This is a genomic window from Sphingobacterium sp. UBA6317 (assembly GCF_002440385.1).
GTDB lineage: Bacteria > Bacteroidota > Bacteroidia > Sphingobacteriales > Sphingobacteriaceae > Sphingobacterium > Sphingobacterium multivorum.
On sequence record NZ_DJTD01000041.1, the window covers coordinates 99661 to 119649 of the forward strand.

Annotated in this window: 14 protein-coding genes; 2 read left to right on the plus strand and 12 right to left on the minus strand. The window is 41.8% G+C overall.

Annotated features, from left to right (window positions below):
* Nucleotides 1-196: 196 nt before the first annotated feature.
* The 12 genes from B3E92_RS13195 to B3E92_RS13250 all read right to left on the minus strand — a co-directional run bounded on the left by B3E92_RS13195 (nt 197) and on the right by B3E92_RS13250 (nt 18496).
* Nucleotides 197-2428 carry a S9 family peptidase gene (locus B3E92_RS13195; protein ID WP_115047952.1) on the minus strand — a complete coding sequence of 744 codons (2232 nt, stop codon included), beginning with the start codon at nt 2426-2428 and terminating at the stop codon, nt 197-199.
* On the minus strand, nt 2415-3839 hold the full coding sequence (locus B3E92_RS13200) for an APC family permease (RefSeq protein WP_115047950.1): 1425 nt from the start codon (nt 3837-3839) through the stop codon (nt 2415-2417). Before B3E92_RS13200 ends, B3E92_RS13195 begins: the two co-directional genes overlap by 14 nt.
* Nucleotides 3840-3845: 6 nt before the next feature.
* Complete coding sequence (locus B3E92_RS13205; protein WP_201303502.1) at nt 3846-5618, minus strand: DUF885 family protein; 1773 nt, start codon at nt 5616-5618, stop codon at nt 3846-3848.
* Nucleotides 5619-5649: 31 nt separating this feature from the next.
* The gene (locus B3E92_RS13210; RefSeq protein ID WP_115047948.1) at nt 5650-6912 is read right to left on the minus strand and encodes an NAD(P)/FAD-dependent oxidoreductase; all 1263 of its coding nucleotides are present in this window, start codon (nt 6910-6912) and stop codon (nt 5650-5652) included.
* A gap of 23 nt (nt 6913-6935) precedes the next feature.
* Complete coding sequence (locus B3E92_RS13215; RefSeq protein WP_046675727.1) at nt 6936-7934, minus strand: 4-hydroxyproline epimerase; 999 nt, start codon at nt 7932-7934, stop codon at nt 6936-6938.
* 38 nt (nt 7935-7972) lie between these two features.
* Complete coding sequence (locus B3E92_RS13220; protein WP_112374152.1) at nt 7973-9430, minus strand: aldehyde dehydrogenase (NADP(+)); 1458 nt, start codon at nt 9428-9430, stop codon at nt 7973-7975.
* Nucleotides 9431-9599: 169 nt separating this feature from the next.
* Nucleotides 9600-10499, minus strand: a complete 900-nt coding sequence (locus B3E92_RS13225) for a dihydrodipicolinate synthase family protein (protein ID WP_070569465.1) — start codon at nt 10497-10499, stop codon at nt 9600-9602.
* A gap of 402 nt (nt 10500-10901) precedes the next feature.
* On the minus strand, nt 10902-13997 hold the full coding sequence (locus tag B3E92_RS13230; protein WP_115047946.1) for an efflux RND transporter permease subunit: 3096 nt from the start codon (nt 13995-13997) through the stop codon (nt 10902-10904).
* Nucleotide 13998: 1 nt separating this feature from the next.
* Nucleotides 13999-15105, minus strand: coding sequence for an efflux RND transporter periplasmic adaptor subunit (locus B3E92_RS13235; protein WP_286897185.1), 1107 nt, complete (start codon nt 15103-15105; stop codon nt 13999-14001).
* The gene (locus B3E92_RS13240) at nt 15105-16376 is read right to left on the minus strand and encodes a TolC family protein (RefSeq protein ID WP_115047942.1); all 1272 of its coding nucleotides are present in this window, start codon (nt 16374-16376) and stop codon (nt 15105-15107) included. The genes B3E92_RS13235 and B3E92_RS13240 overlap by 1 nt, the downstream gene beginning before the upstream one ends.
* Nucleotides 16377-16466: 90 nt before the next feature.
* On the minus strand, nt 16467-17813 hold the full coding sequence (locus B3E92_RS13245) for a sensor histidine kinase (protein WP_115047940.1): 1347 nt from the start codon (nt 17811-17813) through the stop codon (nt 16467-16469).
* A gap of 2 nt (nt 17814-17815) precedes the next feature.
* On the minus strand, nt 17816-18496 hold the full coding sequence (locus tag B3E92_RS13250) for a response regulator transcription factor (RefSeq protein WP_046675722.1): 681 nt from the start codon (nt 18494-18496) through the stop codon (nt 17816-17818).
* Between the two features lie 236 nt (nt 18497-18732).
* On the opposite strand from B3E92_RS13250, the gene B3E92_RS13255 reads away from it, so the two are divergent.
* Together B3E92_RS13255 and B3E92_RS13260 are read left to right on the plus strand one after the other, a co-directional pair.
* Nucleotides 18733-19122 (plus strand): helix-turn-helix domain-containing protein, encoded by a 390-nt coding sequence (locus B3E92_RS13255; protein ID WP_046675721.1) that lies wholly within the window; start codon nt 18733-18735, stop codon nt 19120-19122.
* 50 nt (nt 19123-19172) lie between these two features.
* Nucleotides 19173-19928, plus strand: a complete 756-nt coding sequence (locus tag B3E92_RS13260; RefSeq protein ID WP_070569450.1) for an SDR family oxidoreductase — start codon at nt 19173-19175, stop codon at nt 19926-19928.
* Nucleotides 19929-19989: the final 61 nt, after the last annotated feature.

Sequence of the window (19989 nt, forward strand, 5' to 3'; positions counted from 1 at the left end):
TTTCCGGGGCGCTGTATTTATTGAAGCATTCCTATCACTTCATCTGTATTCCCAATTGGAATAAAACTTTTATGACTTCGCATACACGAACAGCAATGAAAGCAAACTGAAGGTTCTTTCTAACCAATAAGATCGGACACTGTCAGAAAAACAGGCGTTAGGCCTACCTTATAGGATCATTATCCTATTGAAAAGATCAATACTGATTCCAGGCAGGCGGGTCTACGCCAAGTAGATGTTTGACAAAATAGTCCCTTCTTTTTCGTTCACCATAATCTCCCCCAGAGGAATGTCCCATCCCGGGAACCATAATAAAATCATGGTTCTTACGTGCTTTGATTAAGGCATCAACCAATTGGAAAGTGGATGAAGGATCCACATTATCATCCAATTCACCTACAATCAATAAAAGATTTCCTTCCAGTTTAGCGGCATTTTCAATATTGGAGCTCGCTGCATATTCAGGTCCTACAGGCCAACCCATCCATTGCTCGTTCCACCATATTTTATCCATTCGATTATCGTGACAGCCACAGGAGGAAACGCCAACTTTGTAAAACTCCGGATGGAATAACAGCGCGCCCGTCGAGCTTTGACCGCCAGCCGACGTACCATAGATCCCTACCCTACCGATATCCATGTATTTGTATTGTTTTGAAGCAGCCTGCATCCAGGCTATCCGATCGGGAAAACCCGCATCTTTCAGATTTTTCCAACAGATATCATGAAAAGCCTTTGAACGATTTGACGTCCCCATTCCATCGATCTGCACCACGATAAAGCCCAATTCTGCTAATTCATACATCCCGCTCGGGTTGCTGTAGAATGATTTGGGCACGAAAGAGCTATGCGGGCCCGCGTAAATATATTCGATGACAGGATAACTTTTCGCTGGATCAAAATTGGTCGGTCGAATAATAATACCCCAGATATCCGTTGCACCATCACGTCCCTTGGCTTTAAAGACTTCCGGAGCACGCCAGCCTACCGTTTCTAATTGACTACTGTTTGTTTTCTCCAGTTCCATCATAAGACGACCAGTGTTGTCGCGCAATACTGAAATTGGCGGCTGATCGACTCGGGAATATGTATCCACAAATTGGGAATAGTCTTTATTGAAAAAAGCTTGATGATTTGCATTTTCTTCTGTCAGCAGTTTTAAGCCCTTTCCATCTAAACCGATTGAATAATAATGGATCAAATAGGGATCTTCCACAGCATTCATGCCACTACCCTCAAAAATGACGGTTCGTTTATCAGCGTCGACATGTACAACTTTCCGGACAACCCAATTTCCTTTCGTTATTTGATTTTTCACTTTTCCGGTAGATCCATCATAAAGATACAGGTGGTTCCATCCATCGCGTTCAGAAGCCCACACAATTTCCTTTCCATCGGCTAGATCCTCCCGATATTTCTTACCGCTATAATCGATAAAGGTCTTATTTTGTTCTCGGATCAAATAACTGGACATACCGCTATTGGCATCCATTTGCATGACGCCATAGACTTGATGCCCGCGTTTGTTATACTCAAAAGTAAATGCCCTACTGTCATCTCGCCAGGATAAATCCGAAACATAAAATTGATTCGGTATAAGCTCTGCATCAAATACCCACAGTTTATCTTTTTCGAGATCATATAAAACGGGTAGTTTTTGCGCTAATTCATCACCAGGTTTGACATAATCGCGTGTCTGAATCTTTGGCTGCAATTGATCTTTAGGGGAAGATTCGATCAGCGTCAGTTGTCTGATCTCTATTTTTTGTGTTTTTACTGTAGCCAATTTCCGGCTATCCGGTGCCCATTGAATATCATTACTATAATAGTTTGCTGTATTGCCATCAAACGTAATTTGTCGCGCCTGATTTAAATTACCCTTCTTTGCTAGGAAGACATTGTTGTTTCGGATAAAAGCAACATGTATTTTATCTGGAGATTCAACTTCCCTATACGTATTTCCTTGTTCACGTTGTCCCCAATATCGCGGATTACGATCTCTATTTCCACTTGCAGCGCCCTGGCTCAATTGCGCGGAACGGCGGTTCCAAATCCAAAAGTATCCCGCGATATCGAGCGAAACCTGATCCTGGTCCATCAATTTTATCTGATCATTGGAAATAACACGATTTTCGACTTTTCGTCCCAGCTTTTCATCCACCAAGGAAAATACCTTCGTCAGATCAAACAGCTGTTCTTTTGTTTTTGCCTGGGGATTGACCAAAATGTACTCTTTTCCCTGCGCCGTATTTCGATCATACCAAAACAGATCCCCCCGATCATTCCAATAAAACTGACCCGGCAGATTTTCGATTTTGTTGGTCAATTGTTTTTTTAAGTTTTGTGCACGTGTATAATCTACCAAAGTTCCTTGACCAAACAGAAACTGCGCAGACAACAACAAAACCACTGTACTAAGAAGCTTCATACTTTCTTCGCTTAGGATTAATTAAATAATAGATAGGGATACCCAAGAGTGCAATGATAATTCCTGGCCAGGTATAATTTGGCTTAAAAATAACCATCAAGCCGATAAAGGCAAGCCCCATGAGAATATAAAGAATGGGGAGAAAAGGATATCCAAATGCTTTATAGGGTCTGTTCAAATCCGGACGCGTGATACGGAGGCGAATAATACCGGCAATTGCGAGGACATAAAATATAACCACCACACAGGTAATCATATCCAATAAGTCACCATATTTTCCGCTTAAACACCATATTGACGCAGCGACACATTGTATCCAGAGTGCCCAAGCTGGTACCGCATGTGCATTTAGCTTTCCCGCCCTTTTAAAAAACAAACCATCTTTGGCCATGGAGTAATATACCCTCGCTCCTGCTAGGATAATTCCATTATTGCAACCGAAGGTACTAATCATGATCATAATCGCTATAATAGTGATTCCAAAGGGGCCAAAAACCTCTTGAGCGACACTCATCGCTACCCGATCTTTTGGCGCATTGACCATAGCCTCCAGAGGCAATATACCGGTATACATTAAATTGGTTAAGAGATAAATGACGGTGACCAGCAAAGTCCCCAATGCCAGACTCAATCCGATATTGCGTTGCGGATTCTTAATTTCGCCCGCTACAGCTGAGGATGAGTGCCAAGAATCGCTACTGAAGAGGGCTCCGACCATAGCCGCAGAAAAAGCACCCATTGCTGAAAACCCATCATAAGATGTGTAGGTTCCATCCACATTTAAGCGGCGCATGGACCAAAGCGAAATATTGTCCCAGTTCAAAGCCCAAACTTCATGTTTCAAAGCCAGGAAGCCAAAGAGCAACAAAAGCAACAGGCTCCCAATTTTGATCAATGTAATGGATGTCTGCACACGCTTTCCGCTATTTACACCCCTTGAATTAATGTAGGTTAATACCATAATGACCGCAATGGCCAGCACCTGTGCTGCCGAGACGCGGTAATCTGACCATTCAAGCAGATAGACATCTTCGTCCATAAAGGGGAAAAGGTAGGCAGTGAATTTAGCAAACGCAACGCCGACGGCGGCGATTGTCGCGGTTTGTATCACAGCAAAAAATGTCCAGCCAAATACAAAACTCAATACGGGACCATAAGCCTCCCGAAGATAAATATATTGGCCACCGGCCTTGGGAAACATCGCGCTGAGTTCACCATAACTCAATGCTGCTGTTAAAGTCATAAATCCACAGATTAGCCAGACAACCATCATCCAACCCGCAGAACCGGTATTGCGTGCGATATCTGCAGAAACGATGAAAATTCCAGAACCAATCATACTTCCAACAACAAGCATCGTTGCATCGAGCAATCCCAGCGACTTTTGAAAAGTTTGTTTTGACTCACTCATAAACACCTAGTTGTTAAAATGATAGAATTTCCAATTTGTCTCATGGTCTGGTTTTAATTGCTCGCCTTTGATAATCGCTCTTAGCATTTCCATGGGCAGGTAATTTTCTTTAATCACACGATCATGAAAATCAGCAAATGACATTTTACCCTGATCAACCACCTCCTCTTTGATCCGCATCAGTTGTAATCCGCCGACCAGATAAGCCAACTGGTATAAGGGATCATATGAACCTTCAAAAGACCTCTTTACTTCACCATGGGCATTAGCAGACTCAAATCCCACCCTGTTTACCAAGTAATCTATGCATTGCTGCGGCGTCCATTCACCCAAATGAAATTTAATACTAAAGGTTATTCGCGCACAACGGTGCATACGCCAAAATAACATTCCTATACGCTCTTCGGGAGTTTTGGCAAATCCTTTACTATACAATAATAATTCCCAATAAAGTGTCCATCCTTCTGTCCAAAAGGGTGTATTAAACGCTTCCTCGCGATAAGGCTTGTAGCGCCTATTCATAAAATATTGCAAATGATGACCGGGGACCAATTCATGCTGCACAGTACCGCGGGAGAAATAAGGATTATTACCACGCATACTCATCAATTTTGCCTGTTGATCCATCGTGTTGGTTGGATATGATATACTAATTTCCCGACCACCCGTAAAAAAAGGGTTGACACGCTGACGTTCTGGGGTCATCATGATCATTCCCCAAGTTTCATCTGCCAGTTCAGGAATATCCATGAGTTTATTTTTTTGAATAAACTGCTGTGCATCGTTATACAATTTCAGGATGAGTTCCGGCTGTTTCCCAATGGGAACGTAGGAGTTTTTAACCTGCTCCTGTGCTGCCCGCCAGTCGTCTCCAAACCCCATTTCACGACTCGCTTTCAATAACTCTGCTTCACACCATTTAAACTCTTGATCAGCCAATTTTAGCAGATCGGCAGCTGTATAACTGATCATTTCAGCTTTGAGTCTTCGGTTTATTTCTTTTTCGCCAATCGGCACACCCGCAATCTGGCTACCATCATCAAAAACTTTCCGGTCGCTTTTTGCGGCTAATTTCTCCTTATAATCCGACAATTTACTTTTCACCTGTTGAAATATGACGGGTACCCACCAGGTAAATTCAGGGTCGTATCCATTATAGAAATCGAAGGTGCTTGTTATCCTTAAATCCAAAGAATTTAATAGGCCAACCAAAAAGTTCACATCTGCATCAGGAATATTGGTCTTTTCTTGCAAAGCGGTTATCGATCGATCGATTTCATCGACAACCCGCGTCAGCTCTTTCGCGACATCTTCTCCCGCCAAACGTTTTCCTCGACGACGTTCCTTTTCGAGTTTAAATATTCGTTGTGCAAAAGGTAAATACAGGGATAACCTGTTGTAATTCGACTCATGTTCTTTCAGTGCAAGGAGATCACTTTTTAGTTTGCGCTTCAGTAAGATAAAATCCACCTGCCCAGATGTTTCAAGTTCTTCATAGGGAAATTTGTCCAATTTGTTCAAATATTCGTTATCCAAACGTTGAAGACGAGCCAGCTGTTCGGGCGATGCTGCAGCCTGTTGATTGCCCCAGCCTTTGGGCATCGGACCATAGAAATAGTTGATTGCCTCAACATCGTGCCCGTATTGCACGATATAAGGTTCTAAAGGAGTTGTATGGTCGTATAATTTCATCTTTTGTGCATGTGTGGATACCGGGAATAGAAAGAGTAGTCCATAAAACAATGTTTTGGGGGCTTTAAAAGAAAAAGAACGATTCATAATTTAGGTGTTGGTTTATATCATAATTTTATCAGTCGAAACGATCCGGCCTAAAACCAGCGATTTCAGACTCTATTTTCTGTCCTGCCAATAAATCTGCAACAACTTTCCCATAAGCTGGGCCCAGGCTCAAGCCCATCATCCCACCGCCACCGGCAACAATAGCATTATCAAATTTTTTCAAGCGTCCCAGATAAGGCAATCCATCAGGTGAGCAGGGTCTGTAACCGTACCATATTTTTTCGCTTGGGTAATCGACCTTCAATTCTGGATAATATTTAGGAATAGATTCTACAATTCCACGGACGCGGTTTTCATAAATCCGGTCATTTGCAGGTCCCAATTCCATCGTACCACTGAATCTGATCTGGCCATTCATGGGGGTTACAGCAACACGAGCTTCCAGTAATAATGCCGCATGATTCAAGGTCTGCTCGCCCTGGGGCTGATACATAAAAGAATATCCTTTTCCAGGCATAAGCGGTGTATTTAAATGCAACTTTGAAGTCAGCTGCGGCAAATAAGCACCGCCAGTCAAGACAAAAGCGTCTGCCTGAAAACTTCCTTTATTGCTGATTGCCTCTTTAATCTTATTTCCGGCCGTCATAAATTTATGGACTTCAGTTTCTTCGAAAAAAGCAACACCTGCGGCTTTCAGGTATTGAATCAATTGCTGCATTAACTTGGGTGGATATAGTTTTCCATCGCAGCGATAAAGTATAGCACCCAATACATCTAGCTTCAGATTAGGTTCCAGTTCTTGAACGGTATTTCCTTCGAGGATATCGACATCGAGTCCGAGGTCCTGTGCACGATGCGCCAGCTCAATCTCCTCATGTTGCATTTCTTTCGATTTATACATCATCAGGATACCATTCTGCTTCAGTTCAAAATCAAAATTATCTTCTTGGGCCAGTTCGTCATACAAGCGGCTGCTATAGAGATTCAGGTCACGTATGGCGGAAGCATGTTGCTCCACATGCGTGCGGTTGGCATGTTTTAGGAATTTCAGACCCCAATTGATCAACCGCGGATTGAGCGAAGGCCGTACATAAAAGGGGCTTTTACTATTGAACATCCACTTTATTCCTTGCGCGACTATCCCGGGGGCTGCCAAGGGCGTAAAATGACTGGGGACGATCATGCCTGCATTGCCATAAGAACAATTATTGTCCAAAGTATTTTTTTCCAGGATTTTCACATCCCAACCATCTCTCACCAGGTAATAGGCCGAAGCAAGACCAGCAATTCCAGCACCTATTACAACAACTGTACCTCTATTATTTTCTTTCACGTTGCTCTTTTCTTATTAATGTATTAAATCACCTGAAAACCGCCAAAATAAGGATCTTCATCATCCAAAAAAATGGTATTATATCCTGTTATCCGTGCCCAGCCTTCGATGGACGGCACAATAGCAGGCTTACCATCCACGGTTGTTTCCGCTTCAATTTTGCCGGTAAATTGTGAACCAATATAACTTTCATGTATAAATTCCGTTCCTTTTTTAAGCTTCCCTTTCGCGTACCACTGTGCCATACGCGCCGAAGTACCTGTACCACAAGGAGAACGATCCAAGGCATTATCGCCAACCAGTACGGCGTTGCGTCCGGACGAGTTGGGAAGCGTTGGATTACCTGTCCATTGGATATGTGTCAACCCATGAATATTCGCATCTTCGGGATGAACAAAAGCATATTTTTCGTTGAGCAGTTGACGAATTATTTTCCCATAATGGATCAATTGGCTCGCAGAATAAGAACTGATATCGTCAAAATTAGCCTGGGGATCAATAATACCATAGAAATTGCCACCGTAGGCAACATCTACGCTGATAATTCCTAAATCTGGACAGTCTACCGTTAGCCCTTCAGCATATAAAAAAGACTTGACGTTAGTAAGCTTTACGCTTTTCACCTTAGGACCCTCTTGAACATAATCGATATGTACAAGTCCTGCCGGAGTTTCCAACCTTAATTTTCCGGGAATTTTAGGTTGAACGAGCCCCTCCTCGATGGCAATCGTTACGGTACCGATCGTTCCGTGTCCGCACATAGGCAGACAACCACTGGTCTCAATATAAAGAACGCCGATATCGTTTTGCGGATCAAATGGTGGATAAAGCATACTTCCACTCATCATGTCATGTCCCCTTGGTTCAAACATCAATCCTTTGCGAATCCAGTCGTACTCACGTATAAAATGCAATCTGCGCTCCATCATGGAATTACCCGCTAGCAATGGGGTTCCCCCTGCAACCAATCGTACGGGACAACCACAGGTATGCGAATCAATACAAAAAAAAGTCTTCTTCATTTCTGAGTCCTTGTTGTTTATATGGTCATTTATCTATATTATGCTTTCGTCCATTGTTGATTGACCAGACGATCAATTTGTAATGGGTTTCCGTCTTGTAGCTCTTTAGGTAAAAACTCATTCGGCCAATTCTGGAAGCTAAAAGGTCGGACGAACCGTTTTACCGCATCTGGCCCTACTGAAGTAAAACGAGCATCTGTGGTTGCTGGATAAGGTCCGCCATGCTGCATGGCATACTGAACCTCTACGCCTGTTGGCATACCTTGGAACAGCAGTCTTCCGCATTTGTCCTGAGCCATTGCAAAAAGAGCCGGGCATTCATGTATGTCCTGCGCCGTGGCAGCGAAAGTCAGGGTAATCTGCCCATCAAGCTGTTGCATGACAAGATTCATCTCATTTTGGTCGTTACAGGATACAATCAGCCCAAAAGGTCCAAAAACCTCTTCCAGCAAGTTGGGATTGTTTAATACCTGACTGGCTTCAGTTTCGACAAGTACAGCCCGGGCAAAATCATGTGGTGTATTACCTTCGCCTTCCCCCAATACGCTGATCCCTTCCGATTGAACCATTTCGCCTTTTAGGCGATTGTAGCTATCCAGAATACCCGCATGTAACATTTTCCCTGTAGCAGCAGATTTTAGTTCGCTCTTTAGGGCCAGTTTGAGCCGATCGAACGGTTCGCCCGCCAAGCCTACCAATACACCCGGATTAGTACAAAACTGCCCTACACCGAGGAGTAATGATCCAATATACTGCTTTGCAAATGCTTCCAGATGATTAGCGAGGTAGTCTTGCAAAATAAAAACCGGATTTACGCTTCCCATTTCAGCAAATACCGGAATAGGTTCAGGTCTCGACTGCCCTAAATCAAACAAGGCTTTTCCGCCACGAAATGAACCTGTGAATGCCACAGCCTTTACCTGTTTATGGCTAACCAACTGTTGCCCAACAGCAAATGAATCTGACAGCACATGATTAAAAACACCAGTCGGAACGCCCTGTTTTGAAACCGCACGATCAATGGCGTCAGCCATTAATTGGGAGGTTTTAAGATGCGCAGGATGAGCCTTTACGATGACTGAACAGCCGGCACCAATGGCACTTGCAGTATCTCCGCCAGCAGTTGAAAAGGCGAAAGGAAAATTACTCGCGCCAAAGACGACCACTGGACCAAGTCCTTTATTATATTTCCTTAAATCAAATTGGCCATTTGGATCCCGATCTATCCGAGCTTCACTGTATAAACCAGTACGAACGGCATCGGCATATCGACGCCATTGATTGACTGTTCTCGCCTTTTCACCCTGCAGTCTTCCCAAAGGTAGTGCCGTTTCCAGATGAGCCGTTTCAATCAATATTTCGCCCAATTCCTCAATTTCAGCGGCAATGGCATACATCAATTCCGCTCGTTCGATGACATCCGTTTGTTGAAGAAACTGAAATCCAGCCTCCGCCTGTTTTACGACGTAATCAATCTCATTTTCGTTTCTATCCATTCCTTTTGTTTTTATGGTAACTAGTATCTTCAAAAATCAATAAAAACCTTCCCTATATTTTCATTCCTTGCGGTTACTCAATATAATAAGAAGGTCCTTTTCGCGTATTTTTACTTGGTTCTAAAAAGAAAATTTCCTGAACTCTCATCCAGAGAGTTCAGAAGCATTCCTATAATTGTGGTCTCGTTGCGATTGAATCTGCAATAATTTTTTTCACACGTTGTTCTTCCTCACCGATCAACGGTAATCTCGGCGCGCGTGTATAAGGTGTTGAAATTCCTTCAGCTGTAGCGGCCAATTTAATGTATTGGACCAATTTAGGATGAATATCCAATTCCAACAAAGGCATAAACCAACGGTATATTTCTACCGCTTTTTTATATTCACCAGCTTTCACAAGATCATACATAACCACTGTTTCTCTTGGGAATGCGTCCACCAATCCAGCGACTAACCCATCAGCCCCTAACATTAAAGACTCGAGCCCCAAGGTATCTACACCGGCCATAATCTTTAATCGATCACCAAAACGATTTTTCAAACGCGTGATATTGGTTAAATCTCGTGTAGATTCTTTCACTGCCTGGATATTTGGTTCCAACAATAGTTCTTCAAACATATCCAACGATACATAAGTACTATAGTCAACTGGGTTATTATAGATTAAAATTGGCAGTTTGGTACTTTGTGCAACAGCACGAAAATAAGCGACAGCTTCTCTATCATCGGCTCTATAGCGCATTGGTGGCAATAACATCAAACCATCGGCTCCCAATTCCTCACTGGTCTGCGCCACTTTGATCGCAGCAGCAGTTGTATTTTCTGCAATATTTAGCAATACGGGTACACGACCACCAACAAGTTTCAACGCATAGGTCAATAAATCATACTTTTCTTCTGTAGTCAAAACACTTGCTTCCCCCAATGATCCAGCGATAATCAAACCGTGAACACCTCCATCCAATTGTGCTTCAATGTTTTTACCAAACATATCAAAATCCAAATTTCCATTTTCATCAAATGGTGATAACATTGCAGGATATATTCCTTCCCATTTAAATTGTGCCATAGCGTATTATTTTAATATTTCTTTATCACAAATCTATCTGGAATAGTACGTTCAGTCTTCTTATGAATTAATCAACACTGACCTAATATTGACCTTTTCTCGTAAATACAACTCACGAGGATTCAAAAGAATGTTTTTTCTAATTTTAAATACAGCTTTATAAATTATCTCGGCAAAACTTCAACGAAGTGCTTTTTATGTTGAGGCTTAATTTAAGGAACTTAAATGTAAATTCAACATTTATAACAAGATTTACACAAAATAGCATGTAAACGATATATCGCTATTCGCTTCAACTTTGGATCGCTATTACGAAACGTACAGCTGCATGTTAAAAATAACAAAGGTTGCACTGTCGGATAGGCAACCTTTGTATCGTATATAATAATTAAAAATGGGTAACTAATCGCGGTTCTCCTTCTTATAAGCGAAGTAAAAAACAATAGGTAGTACTGAAAACGAGAGAATCATACAAATAATCAATCCACCAACAATCATAATCGCCAGGGGTTTTTGAATTTCAGACCCCATACCGTTTGAAAGTGCAGCTGGCAATAAGCCCATCGCCCCCATTAATGCAATCATTAAGATGGGTCTGATCCGGCTTTTGACAGCTTCATAAATAGCAGGTTTCAAGCGCATTTTATTCAACAGATTTTCTTTCATAATCCCGATTAAGACAATACCATCAATCGTGGCTACGCCAAAGAGAATAATAAATCCGATACCGGCCGAAATTCCAAATGTCGTTCCAGTAATCCACAAGGAAATGAATCCACCAATAAAAGCAAAGGCGAGGGTCAGTGAAGAAATCAGCGTATCTTTGACATTACCAAAATTGGCATACAGCAAGAGTAAGATCAAAATCAACGAAATTGGCACAACATTCATCAGTTGTTTTGTTGCCCGTTCCTTGCTTTCGAATTCACCAGCCCAGACGACCTTATAGGATTTGGACAGTTTCACATCTCTTTCTATCTGTTTTTTCGCATCGGCAATTGTGCTTCCCAAATCTCGACCTTCAATATTGAAGCCAACACCAATATAGCGGGAATTCCCTTCTCTGTAAATAAATGCCGGCCCGGTATGATAATCTATTGTTGCGATCTCCCGTAGGGGTACTTTCTGATCATTCATCGTCGGAATAATGATATTTCCGATCTTCTCGGGGTTGTCGCGGTATGATTTTTGGAAGCGCAGGCGAACATCAAAGATCCGCTCATTTTCGTAGAAATGTGTCACAGATTGCCCCCCGATAGTCATTTCGATCACGGACTGCACATCTTTGGTTGAAACGCCATATTTAGCCATTTTTGAATCATGCAGTTGAATGCGGAGTTCTGGCAAACCTATATTTTTAAAAACATTGACATCCGTAATGCCATTGACCTTTTTTAGTGACTCTGCAAACTTATTGGCCTTATTCTCTAAATCTTGTAAGTTTTCACCAAAGATTTTGATAACTAGTGGACTTTTTACCCCGGCCACATACTCCTCCACATTATCCTGAATCGGCTGGCTAAAGCCAAAGTTGATTCCAGGAAAAGTCTGCAGGCTATCCCGCATCTGACTGATCAATTTCTCTTTGGAAAGTTTACGTTTCCACTCCCCCTCGGGCTTCAATTCAATATTAAATTCAATATTAAAAAAGCCTGTTGGATCCGTGCCATCATTGGGACGGCCTGTCTGTGTCATTATAAAGTCGATCTCGTCAAACTGCTTCATCAGTTTTGTTTTCATTGTTTTGGTCAGCTTCACCGATTCTTCCAGGTTGACACTATTGGGTAAGGTTGCGCGAACATAGATTGCACCCTCATTCAATTTTGGAAGAAACTCGGAACCATAATGGCTAAACCGGAACATACAGACGAACAAGACAACCATAAAAATAGACAATGTCCATTTTGGATGGTCAAAAGCCTTTTTAAAACCTTTAAAAATGGCATTACGGCTGACTTTAGTGATCTTATTTTCATCTTCTTTGATGTTCTTTTTTAATAAGTATTTACACATCGCAGGCACATAGGTCAAACTCAGGATCAAGGACCCCAACAAGGCGTAACCGAGCGTAAAGGCTAATGGTGAGAACATTTTTCCTTCCACCTTTTGAAAAGAGAAAATAGGAGTCAGTGCGACAATTAAAATCAATAGTGCAAAAAAGATATACCCTGCAACAGAACCTGCACTTTTTTTTATGATCCCTAGCTTGGAGATTTTATTAAAGCGTTCCGTCCCAAGCCGATGGGCCTCTTTTTCCAAAGAGACAAAAACAGTCTCGACGATTACCAATGTTCCTTCGAGCAAGAGTCCAAAGTCCAACGCCCCCATTGAAATCAGATTGGCCGGCAAACCTTGTATTTTCAATAATATAATCGCAAAGAGGAAAGCCAGTGGAATGACCGAGGCAACAATAAAGGTTGTCTTCCAGTTGTTCAAAAAGATAAAGACAATAATCGAAACCAGAATAACCCCTTCTATCAGGTTTTTGGAAACCGTATGCACGGTATTATTCACCAGTTTAGTACGATCTATAACGGGTTCGATCTTGACATTTTCGGGTAAAATACGTTGGTTTAGCTCTTCGATTTTTGCCTTTAGCCTTGTGACGACAGCCGAAGGATTTTCTCCCCGCAGCATAATGACTATTCCCTGTACAAGATCATCTTCCTGATTGAGTCCCACTTGGCCAAGTCGTGGCTTTGCGCCCAGTTCTATTTCGGCTACATGTTTGACTAGAATCGGTGTATTGCCGACCACCTTGATCAAAATATTACCAATATCGTCGATCTTATCCAATAAACCTACCCCACGAACGACATAGGCTTGATTTCCTTTCTGGATCACATCCCCACCGACGTTGATATTCGAACGCGATACGGCTTCATATACGTCCAGTGGCGACAAGTTATAATTCGCCAGCTCTGTTGGGTTGATCTTTATTTCATAGATCTTTTCCTCCCCCCCAAAACTCACGACGTCCGCCACACCTGGCACCCCCACAAGTTCCCTTTCGATCACCCAATCTTGAATGGCAGAAACTTCTTTAATCGGAAGATTGCTCTTCACCACATAGCGAAAAATTTCTCCGGTAGCACCCGAAGGTGGTTCGATGGAGCTTTCCGCGCCGTCCGGCAAATCGATGGAACGCATCTTATTACCCGCATACTGCTGGGCATAAAAGTCCTCTACACCATCCTCAAATTGGATCGTTACAACGGATAAGCCAAACAAGGAGATCGAACGAACATCCGTTTTCTTTGGGATGGTATTCATCTCTTTGGTTACCGGTAATGTGACGAACTTCTCGATTTCTTCAGCACTACGTCCCGGCCATTGTGTGATAATCCTGACCCGTGTATTGGTGACGTCGGGGAAAGCTTCAATCGGTGTATGCAGGTAGGCGTATATCCCGCCGAATAATAATGCCAACGTAAAAAATAGGACGACCAAGGAGTGTTTCAATGAAAACGAAACAATATTTTGTACAACTTTCTTCATCCTATCTATTTATCAATTCATCAAATACAATCAGCTCATTTTCTGTCAGCACCTGATCTCCCTCGGCTATTCCTGTTTTGACAAAAGCATAGGTTTCATTCTCAGCAACAATATCCACAGGCTTTACGGACAGATCACAGTCATTATTGTACAGCACCACGAAATTCTGGTTATTATGCAGAATGATGGCATCTTTGGGAATAGCCAGCATCTGCTGTTCTTGTCCTGAAACAGCTTTTTCCACCAATACATCCACACTCATGCCCGGCTTTAACCTCAGGTCTTTGTTCAACAACTTTACACGCGCCTTGACGACACGTTCTTCAGGATCGAAGAAATTGGCTACCTGATCAATATAGCCATCAAAAGATTCCCCTTTATAGGCTAACGTGGTGATTTTGACAGGCGCACCATTTTTCACAAAAGGTAAATTATTTGCATAAATATTGACCGAAACCCATACTTCATTTAGTTTACTTACCGAGAGTAACTCGGCATCATCACCAACTGTCATACCGGGGCTCACCTTTTTATCGACTATATAACCCGCTTTGGGTGCACGAATGTAAAATAGACCATTTTCTGATGATCCATTGAGCAGGTTCATATTGGCCTTTACATGACGTATTCCGATTTGTGTGGCTTTCAATTCGCTTTCCATCTCTTCTAGTTCCCGTTGGGAAGCCAAACCATCTTTCAGTAGACTGCGAAGACTTGCCAATTTACTCTCCACCAAGCGCTTGCTATTCTCCAGCTCACGCAGCTCCTTTCCTAAATCATTAACCGAGGTCCCTTTAAGCGATACAAGAATCTGTCCCTTCTCCACATAATCACCCATCTTGACGGAGACAGACTGCACGATACCGGGTATCGGGCTCTTTAGTGCAGCAAGCTCATCCTGATCGTATTGAATGACCCCATTTAAAGCGATCTGTTCAAATACCGCCCGCTTCTGAATCGAATCAATTTTAATTTGGTTTTTGAAATCTGCGCTAAGGCAAAAACCTTTAGTTGGCGGCGTAACCTGCTCTTCATTTTTCGTTGATTGACAGCTCCACAATAAACATATGGACAGGAGTGTCAGTGGCATTAAAAAGTTCCCTTTCATTAGACAATGTCCTTTCCGATTAAATACGTCAATTCTTCCTTATACTGAAGGTATTTTGCCCTGCGCTCCAATATTGATTCTTTGTTTTCCATGTAATTATTGATAAAGTCTATAAATTCAACGATGGTCAACCGTCGTTCTTGAAAATTGCGGATATAGCGTTCAAGCGCGACATCCAGTTTACGATCAAAGCCTGTATCCATCGTTTTCAAGCTCGATTCGAGATTGCTCAAACGCGCCGAAAGGAACTCGATCTCTCGTTCAATATCGATACGAAATTGTGCGATTTCAACTTTGTTTTTCTCAAGTTCCAGTTGAGCAACTTTGATATTGCCCTGGTTTCGATTAAATAAAGGAAGATCCATAGCAACACCCAGGCCTATAAAATCGCGCATGATATTTCCGCCCCGGTCATAATTCATTGATACTTTGAGATCTGGTGTACGTTCTGCTTTTTCGATTTCCAACTGCGCATTACTTTTCTTCCAGGTATTGTGGATGATTTTATAGTCGCTACGGTTTTCCAGGGCCATCATTTTCCATTCCTGTTTCGTCCCCAGGAGAAAAAGTGGCATACCTATCGTATCCGAAATGTAAAGTGCAGTCCCCTTATCTCCTAGATAGCTCGCAACTGTATTCATTTTTGCAATTTTTTCCTGCTGGATTTCGTTGAGTTTATTCCCAAATGCAATCGACTCACTTTCAATCCTGAGATAGTCCATTTCACTCACATTGCCTTCTTTCCATTGATTTTGAAAGGACTTCGCTAGGGTCTGAAAAATATCGACCTGACTACTGTATAATTGTTCTTTTTCCTGTAAGATCTGTAGTTCGAGGCATTGGCTCCGGAGATCATATTTCAAATTCCGCAATAATTCTTCAAATTGAAGCCGGGCATTCTCTTTTTCCAAAAGCTGCAATTGCACCCTTTTTTTCCGTTTCCCGGCCATTTCGATCGTCTGTTCCAGCTCAACAGCCAGCTGCTGATATTTACCATAATGACCGATCAGCGCAGGAAAGGATTCGCTGCTGGAATTTTTCCAAAGATTGACCTCTGAGATTGAGATCGTTGGATTGGGCCAGAGCTTTGCCTGAAGTACTGCTGCATCAGCCTGTTGTATATGAAAACGTTGTGCCATTAAGCTCAGGTTATGCGCAAGGAACACCTGTTCAATCTCCGATTTTCGTAAACGGCTTTCAACCGCTTCCTGTGAAAATAGTTTGCTACTCAGGCCAAGAAGTAAAAATAATGTAATACGTAGCTTTCTCACTTAATTTTGAATTTCCACAAAACTAACGGACAGAGATTACAGGCAACTTTAGGTTAAATTAAAGTTTAATTAGAAGAGATTAGAAAAGGATTAGAATTTAGGGAATAGCAGTGATACGGTAGTTCCCAGATGGTTCGAGCGAATATCAAAGTCTACGCCCTGATCCTTAAAAACGATTTGCGCAAATGAGAGGCCTATGCCGCTGCCCTTCACCTGACCGACATTTGACCCACGATAAAAAGTCTGTTTCACAGACTCCAGTTCGGCCTTTGGGATACCGATGCCGTGATCTATAATTTGTAAAGACAGTCTGCCATCTGCACTGGTCATTCGGATAAGCACTTCTTGCCCATTTGCATATTTCAGTGCGTTTTCGATTAAATTAGAGATCGAAAGGGAGACGAGCATCTTGTTGCCCCGAAAATTAAAGTATTGTGGTTCGTCGACCTCTATATCGACTTTCAAGGGTACGGCAAATGATCTCGAAAATTTAGGTACAAGGTCCCACACGATCTCATCGATACGAAAGGTTTCCAGGGAACGTTTCAGGGCCTGATCTTCGGTCAGTAATAGAAAATTACCAATAAGCTGATTCAGAAAATTCACATGCTCGGTAATGGTTTCGGCCAGTTCACGGTATTCTTCCTCCGTTCTAACTTTTGCGCCGAAGACCTCCATTGAGCCCAGGATACCCGCTAAAGGCGTTCGGAACTCGTGGGAAACATAACTTACAAAGTTCTTTCTGATAATCATATTTTCACTGATCCGACGTAGGAGTGCATTATAACTTTCAATCAGATCCTGGAGTTCATCCTTGGTTTTTATGGCGGTCAAGGGCTCCTGAATGGTACTTAAATCTTTATGCTGAATTTCTTGGATCACTTTACGAATGGGCAGATAAGCATACTTACTCAGCCAGACCGACAACAAGGCAATACTAATCAATGCAATGAGAAAAACAAAGACAAGCGTAATGAGTAAACGGTTCAACTGATGATCAAAATCTGCGCTGGACTCTTTGACAAACACAAAGAAATCGCCCTGATTATCGGGATAATACAAACCAAAATAAAAGCTATCGGCTGTTTTAAAATAAACCGTTTTGTCTGTTTTCAGCTGGTTCAGCAAATCTGTATTAATTTGATTATCAAACCGCATACCACCATAACTCACCTTCCCCGCTGCGTTATAAACGGCTACCATCGCGCGCTTGACCAGACTTTCATATTGATTTTTGGATTCCATGTGCTTTAGCGGGCTCTGTTCGTCCGCTTCAAGGTAATAAATACCGGCTATCTTCGCATTTTTTTCCAGCGAGCTTATCAGATGTCGTTCAGAAGAATTATAAAATATCCAGTAGATGACTAGCGTTGCAAGCCCAAAAATGATGGTGAATACCAAGGTAGAAAAGAGTGTGAGTCGAATCTTTAAATTCATGGTCAGTCCGTTGTGAGCATATAACCTACCCCTTTCACCGTTTTGATAATGGAGGTATCACTCCCCGCATCAATCTTACCTCTTAAATAAGAAACGTATACATCGACAACATTGGTATTATTATCAAAATCAATTCCCCAGACGGCCTGTAAGATCGCTGTTCTTGAAAGGGTTTTATTGCGATTTTCGATCAGATACTTCAACAGTTTAAATTCTTTAGGTGATAGATCGATATTTTTACCATTCTTATGGACTTCATACCGTTCAAGATCCACTTTTAAATCATGAATTTCTACGCAGCTATCCTTTGGTACGTTTTTATAATTGTCGCGGCGTACCAAGGCTTTGATACGGCTAACCAATTCCTTAAAGGAAAAGGGTTTGACAAGAAAATCATCAGCACCACTTTCCAAGGCCTCGACTTTATCTTCAACTTCTCCTAAGGCACTTAAAATCAATATTGGAATATGATTTTTTCGATATCGGATCATCTTCGTAAATTGTATACCATCTATTCCGGGCAACATAATATCAAGTACGACAATGTCCAATGAATCCGCATTGATCCATTCACGTGCCGCTTCCGCAGATTCAACCAAAATGACCTTGTGGCCCATCTCTTCTAGACCTTTAACAACAAAGCTGCTAATACGGCGATCGTCTTCTACTAAAAGTATCTGCATATACTCAGTTTATTTTTATGCGGGATTATAAAAATTACGAATTTCTCTTAGAATTCTACAAGTATACGAATTTACAAATTAATCGTTCGGGTGATCAAGAGCAGTGTCGAGGATAAAAATCTTTGTCTATAACGTTGACGAGTCCATTATGCGGAATTCTCGATTATTCAGGTAAAAAATATTACGTCCAGTATTATTTGTTTATATTTAACCTAACAATTCGGAAAGGAATTAAAATGAACACAGCATTGCTCTCCAATAGAAAAAGAAGTGAAGAGATTACGATTCAATATTTTAACTTTTTAGATCGTCATTTAGCGGAATTGGTTCGTGGAGACAGCATAGATATGATGGAGCTTCAGGATATCGCCAACATACTCTGTGTTTCACAAAAGCATCTTATCAAGATTATACAGGAAACTTCCGGAAATCACCCCTGCTATTTTTATGTACAAAAAATATTAGCTTGTATCAAAGACCTACTCATTAATAGCGATCTGACCATTGCGAAAATTGCACAGATGCTGACATACGACCCGTCCAACTTCACCAAATTTTTTAAAAAATATGAAGGCATGTCGCCATCACAATTTCGTCAATTGAAAAAAGCGAAAAGTTCACCATAAGAGGTTCCTTAACATTTGTGAGATTTGCTATAATCAAAATTTAAATTATTATGGCAAGAAATGATGTAAAAGGAAAAGTTGTCCTTATCGCTGGTGGTGCAAAAAACCTTGGCGGATTATTAAGTCGGGATTTTGCGGCTCAAGGGGCAAAGCTGGTGATCCATTACAATAGTGAAAATACCAAAGCAGACGCTGAACAAACTCTGGAAGCTGTCAAATCCGCGGGGGCAGAAGCAATATTAGTGCAGGCGGACCTGACAAAAATTGAGCATATCACGAAACTTTTTGATGTTGCAATTGAGCAGTTTGGTGGCGTAGATATCGCCATTAATACGGTCGGTAAAGTATTGAAAAAGCCAATTGTGGATACCACGGTCGAAGAATATGACAGCATGAGTGACATCAATTCAAAAGTTGCTTATTTCTTTATTCGGGAGGCGGGTAAAAAACTGAATGCAAATGGCAAAATCTGTACGATTGTTACCTCATTATTGGCGGCCTATACGGGATTATACTCTACTTATGAAGGACTGAAAGCTCCAGTAGAGCATTTTACGCGAGCTGCTTCAAAAGAATTTGGAGAACGGGGAATTTCGGTTACTGCTGTAGCCCCGGGGCCAATGGATACGCCATTTTTCTATGGACAGGAAAGCGAAGACGCTGTTGCTTACCATAAATCTGCTTCAGCATTAGGTGGGCTAACCGATATAAAAGACATTGCGCCTTTGGTGGAATTCTTGGTCACCGATGGTTGGTGGATAACGGGGCAGACCATTTTTGCCAATGGTGGTTATACAACACGGTAAAACAACAAAGAGAAAGCATCTTGAGAAAGATGCTTTCTTGATAAGCCTATTTCTTTGGATT

Excerpts from the sequence above, each read along its gene's own strand:
- B3E92_RS13225 (WP_070569465.1), bottom strand. The coding sequence starts at position 10,499 with ATGGCACAATTTAAATGGGAAGGAATATATCCTGCAATGTTATCACCA.
- B3E92_RS13195 (WP_115047952.1), bottom strand. The coding sequence starts at position 2,428 with ATGAAGCTTCTTAGTACAGTGGTTTTGTTGTTGTCTGCGCAGTTTCTG.
- B3E92_RS13260 (WP_070569450.1), top strand. The coding sequence starts at position 19,173 with ATGGCAAGAAATGATGTAAAAGGAAAAGTTGTCCTTATCGCTGGTGGT.
- B3E92_RS13235 (WP_286897185.1), bottom strand. The coding sequence starts at position 15,105 with ATGAAAGGGAACTTTTTAATGCCACTGACACTCCTGTCCATATGTTTA.
- B3E92_RS13230 (WP_115047946.1), bottom strand. The coding sequence starts at position 13,997 with ATGAAGAAAGTTGTACAAAATATTGTTTCGTTTTCATTGAAACACTCC.
- B3E92_RS13215 (WP_046675727.1), bottom strand. The coding sequence starts at position 7,934 with ATGAAGAAGACTTTTTTTTGTATTGATTCGCATACCTGTGGTTGTCCC.
- B3E92_RS13220 (WP_112374152.1), bottom strand. The coding sequence starts at position 9,430 with ATGGATAGAAACGAAAATGAGATTGATTACGTCGTAAAACAGGCGGAG.
- B3E92_RS13205 (WP_201303502.1), bottom strand. The coding sequence starts at position 5,618 with ATGAATCGTTCTTTTTCTTTTAAAGCCCCCAAAACATTGTTTTATGGA.
- B3E92_RS13255 (WP_046675721.1), top strand. The coding sequence starts at position 18,733 with ATGAACACAGCATTGCTCTCCAATAGAAAAAGAAGTGAAGAGATTACG.
- B3E92_RS13200 (WP_115047950.1), bottom strand. The coding sequence starts at position 3,839 with ATGAGTGAGTCAAAACAAACTTTTCAAAAGTCGCTGGGATTGCTCGAT.
- B3E92_RS13245 (WP_115047940.1), bottom strand. The coding sequence starts at position 17,813 with ATGAATTTAAAGATTCGACTCACACTCTTTTCTACCTTGGTATTCACC.
- B3E92_RS13250 (WP_046675722.1), bottom strand. The coding sequence starts at position 18,496 with ATGCAGATACTTTTAGTAGAAGACGATCGCCGTATTAGCAGCTTTGTT.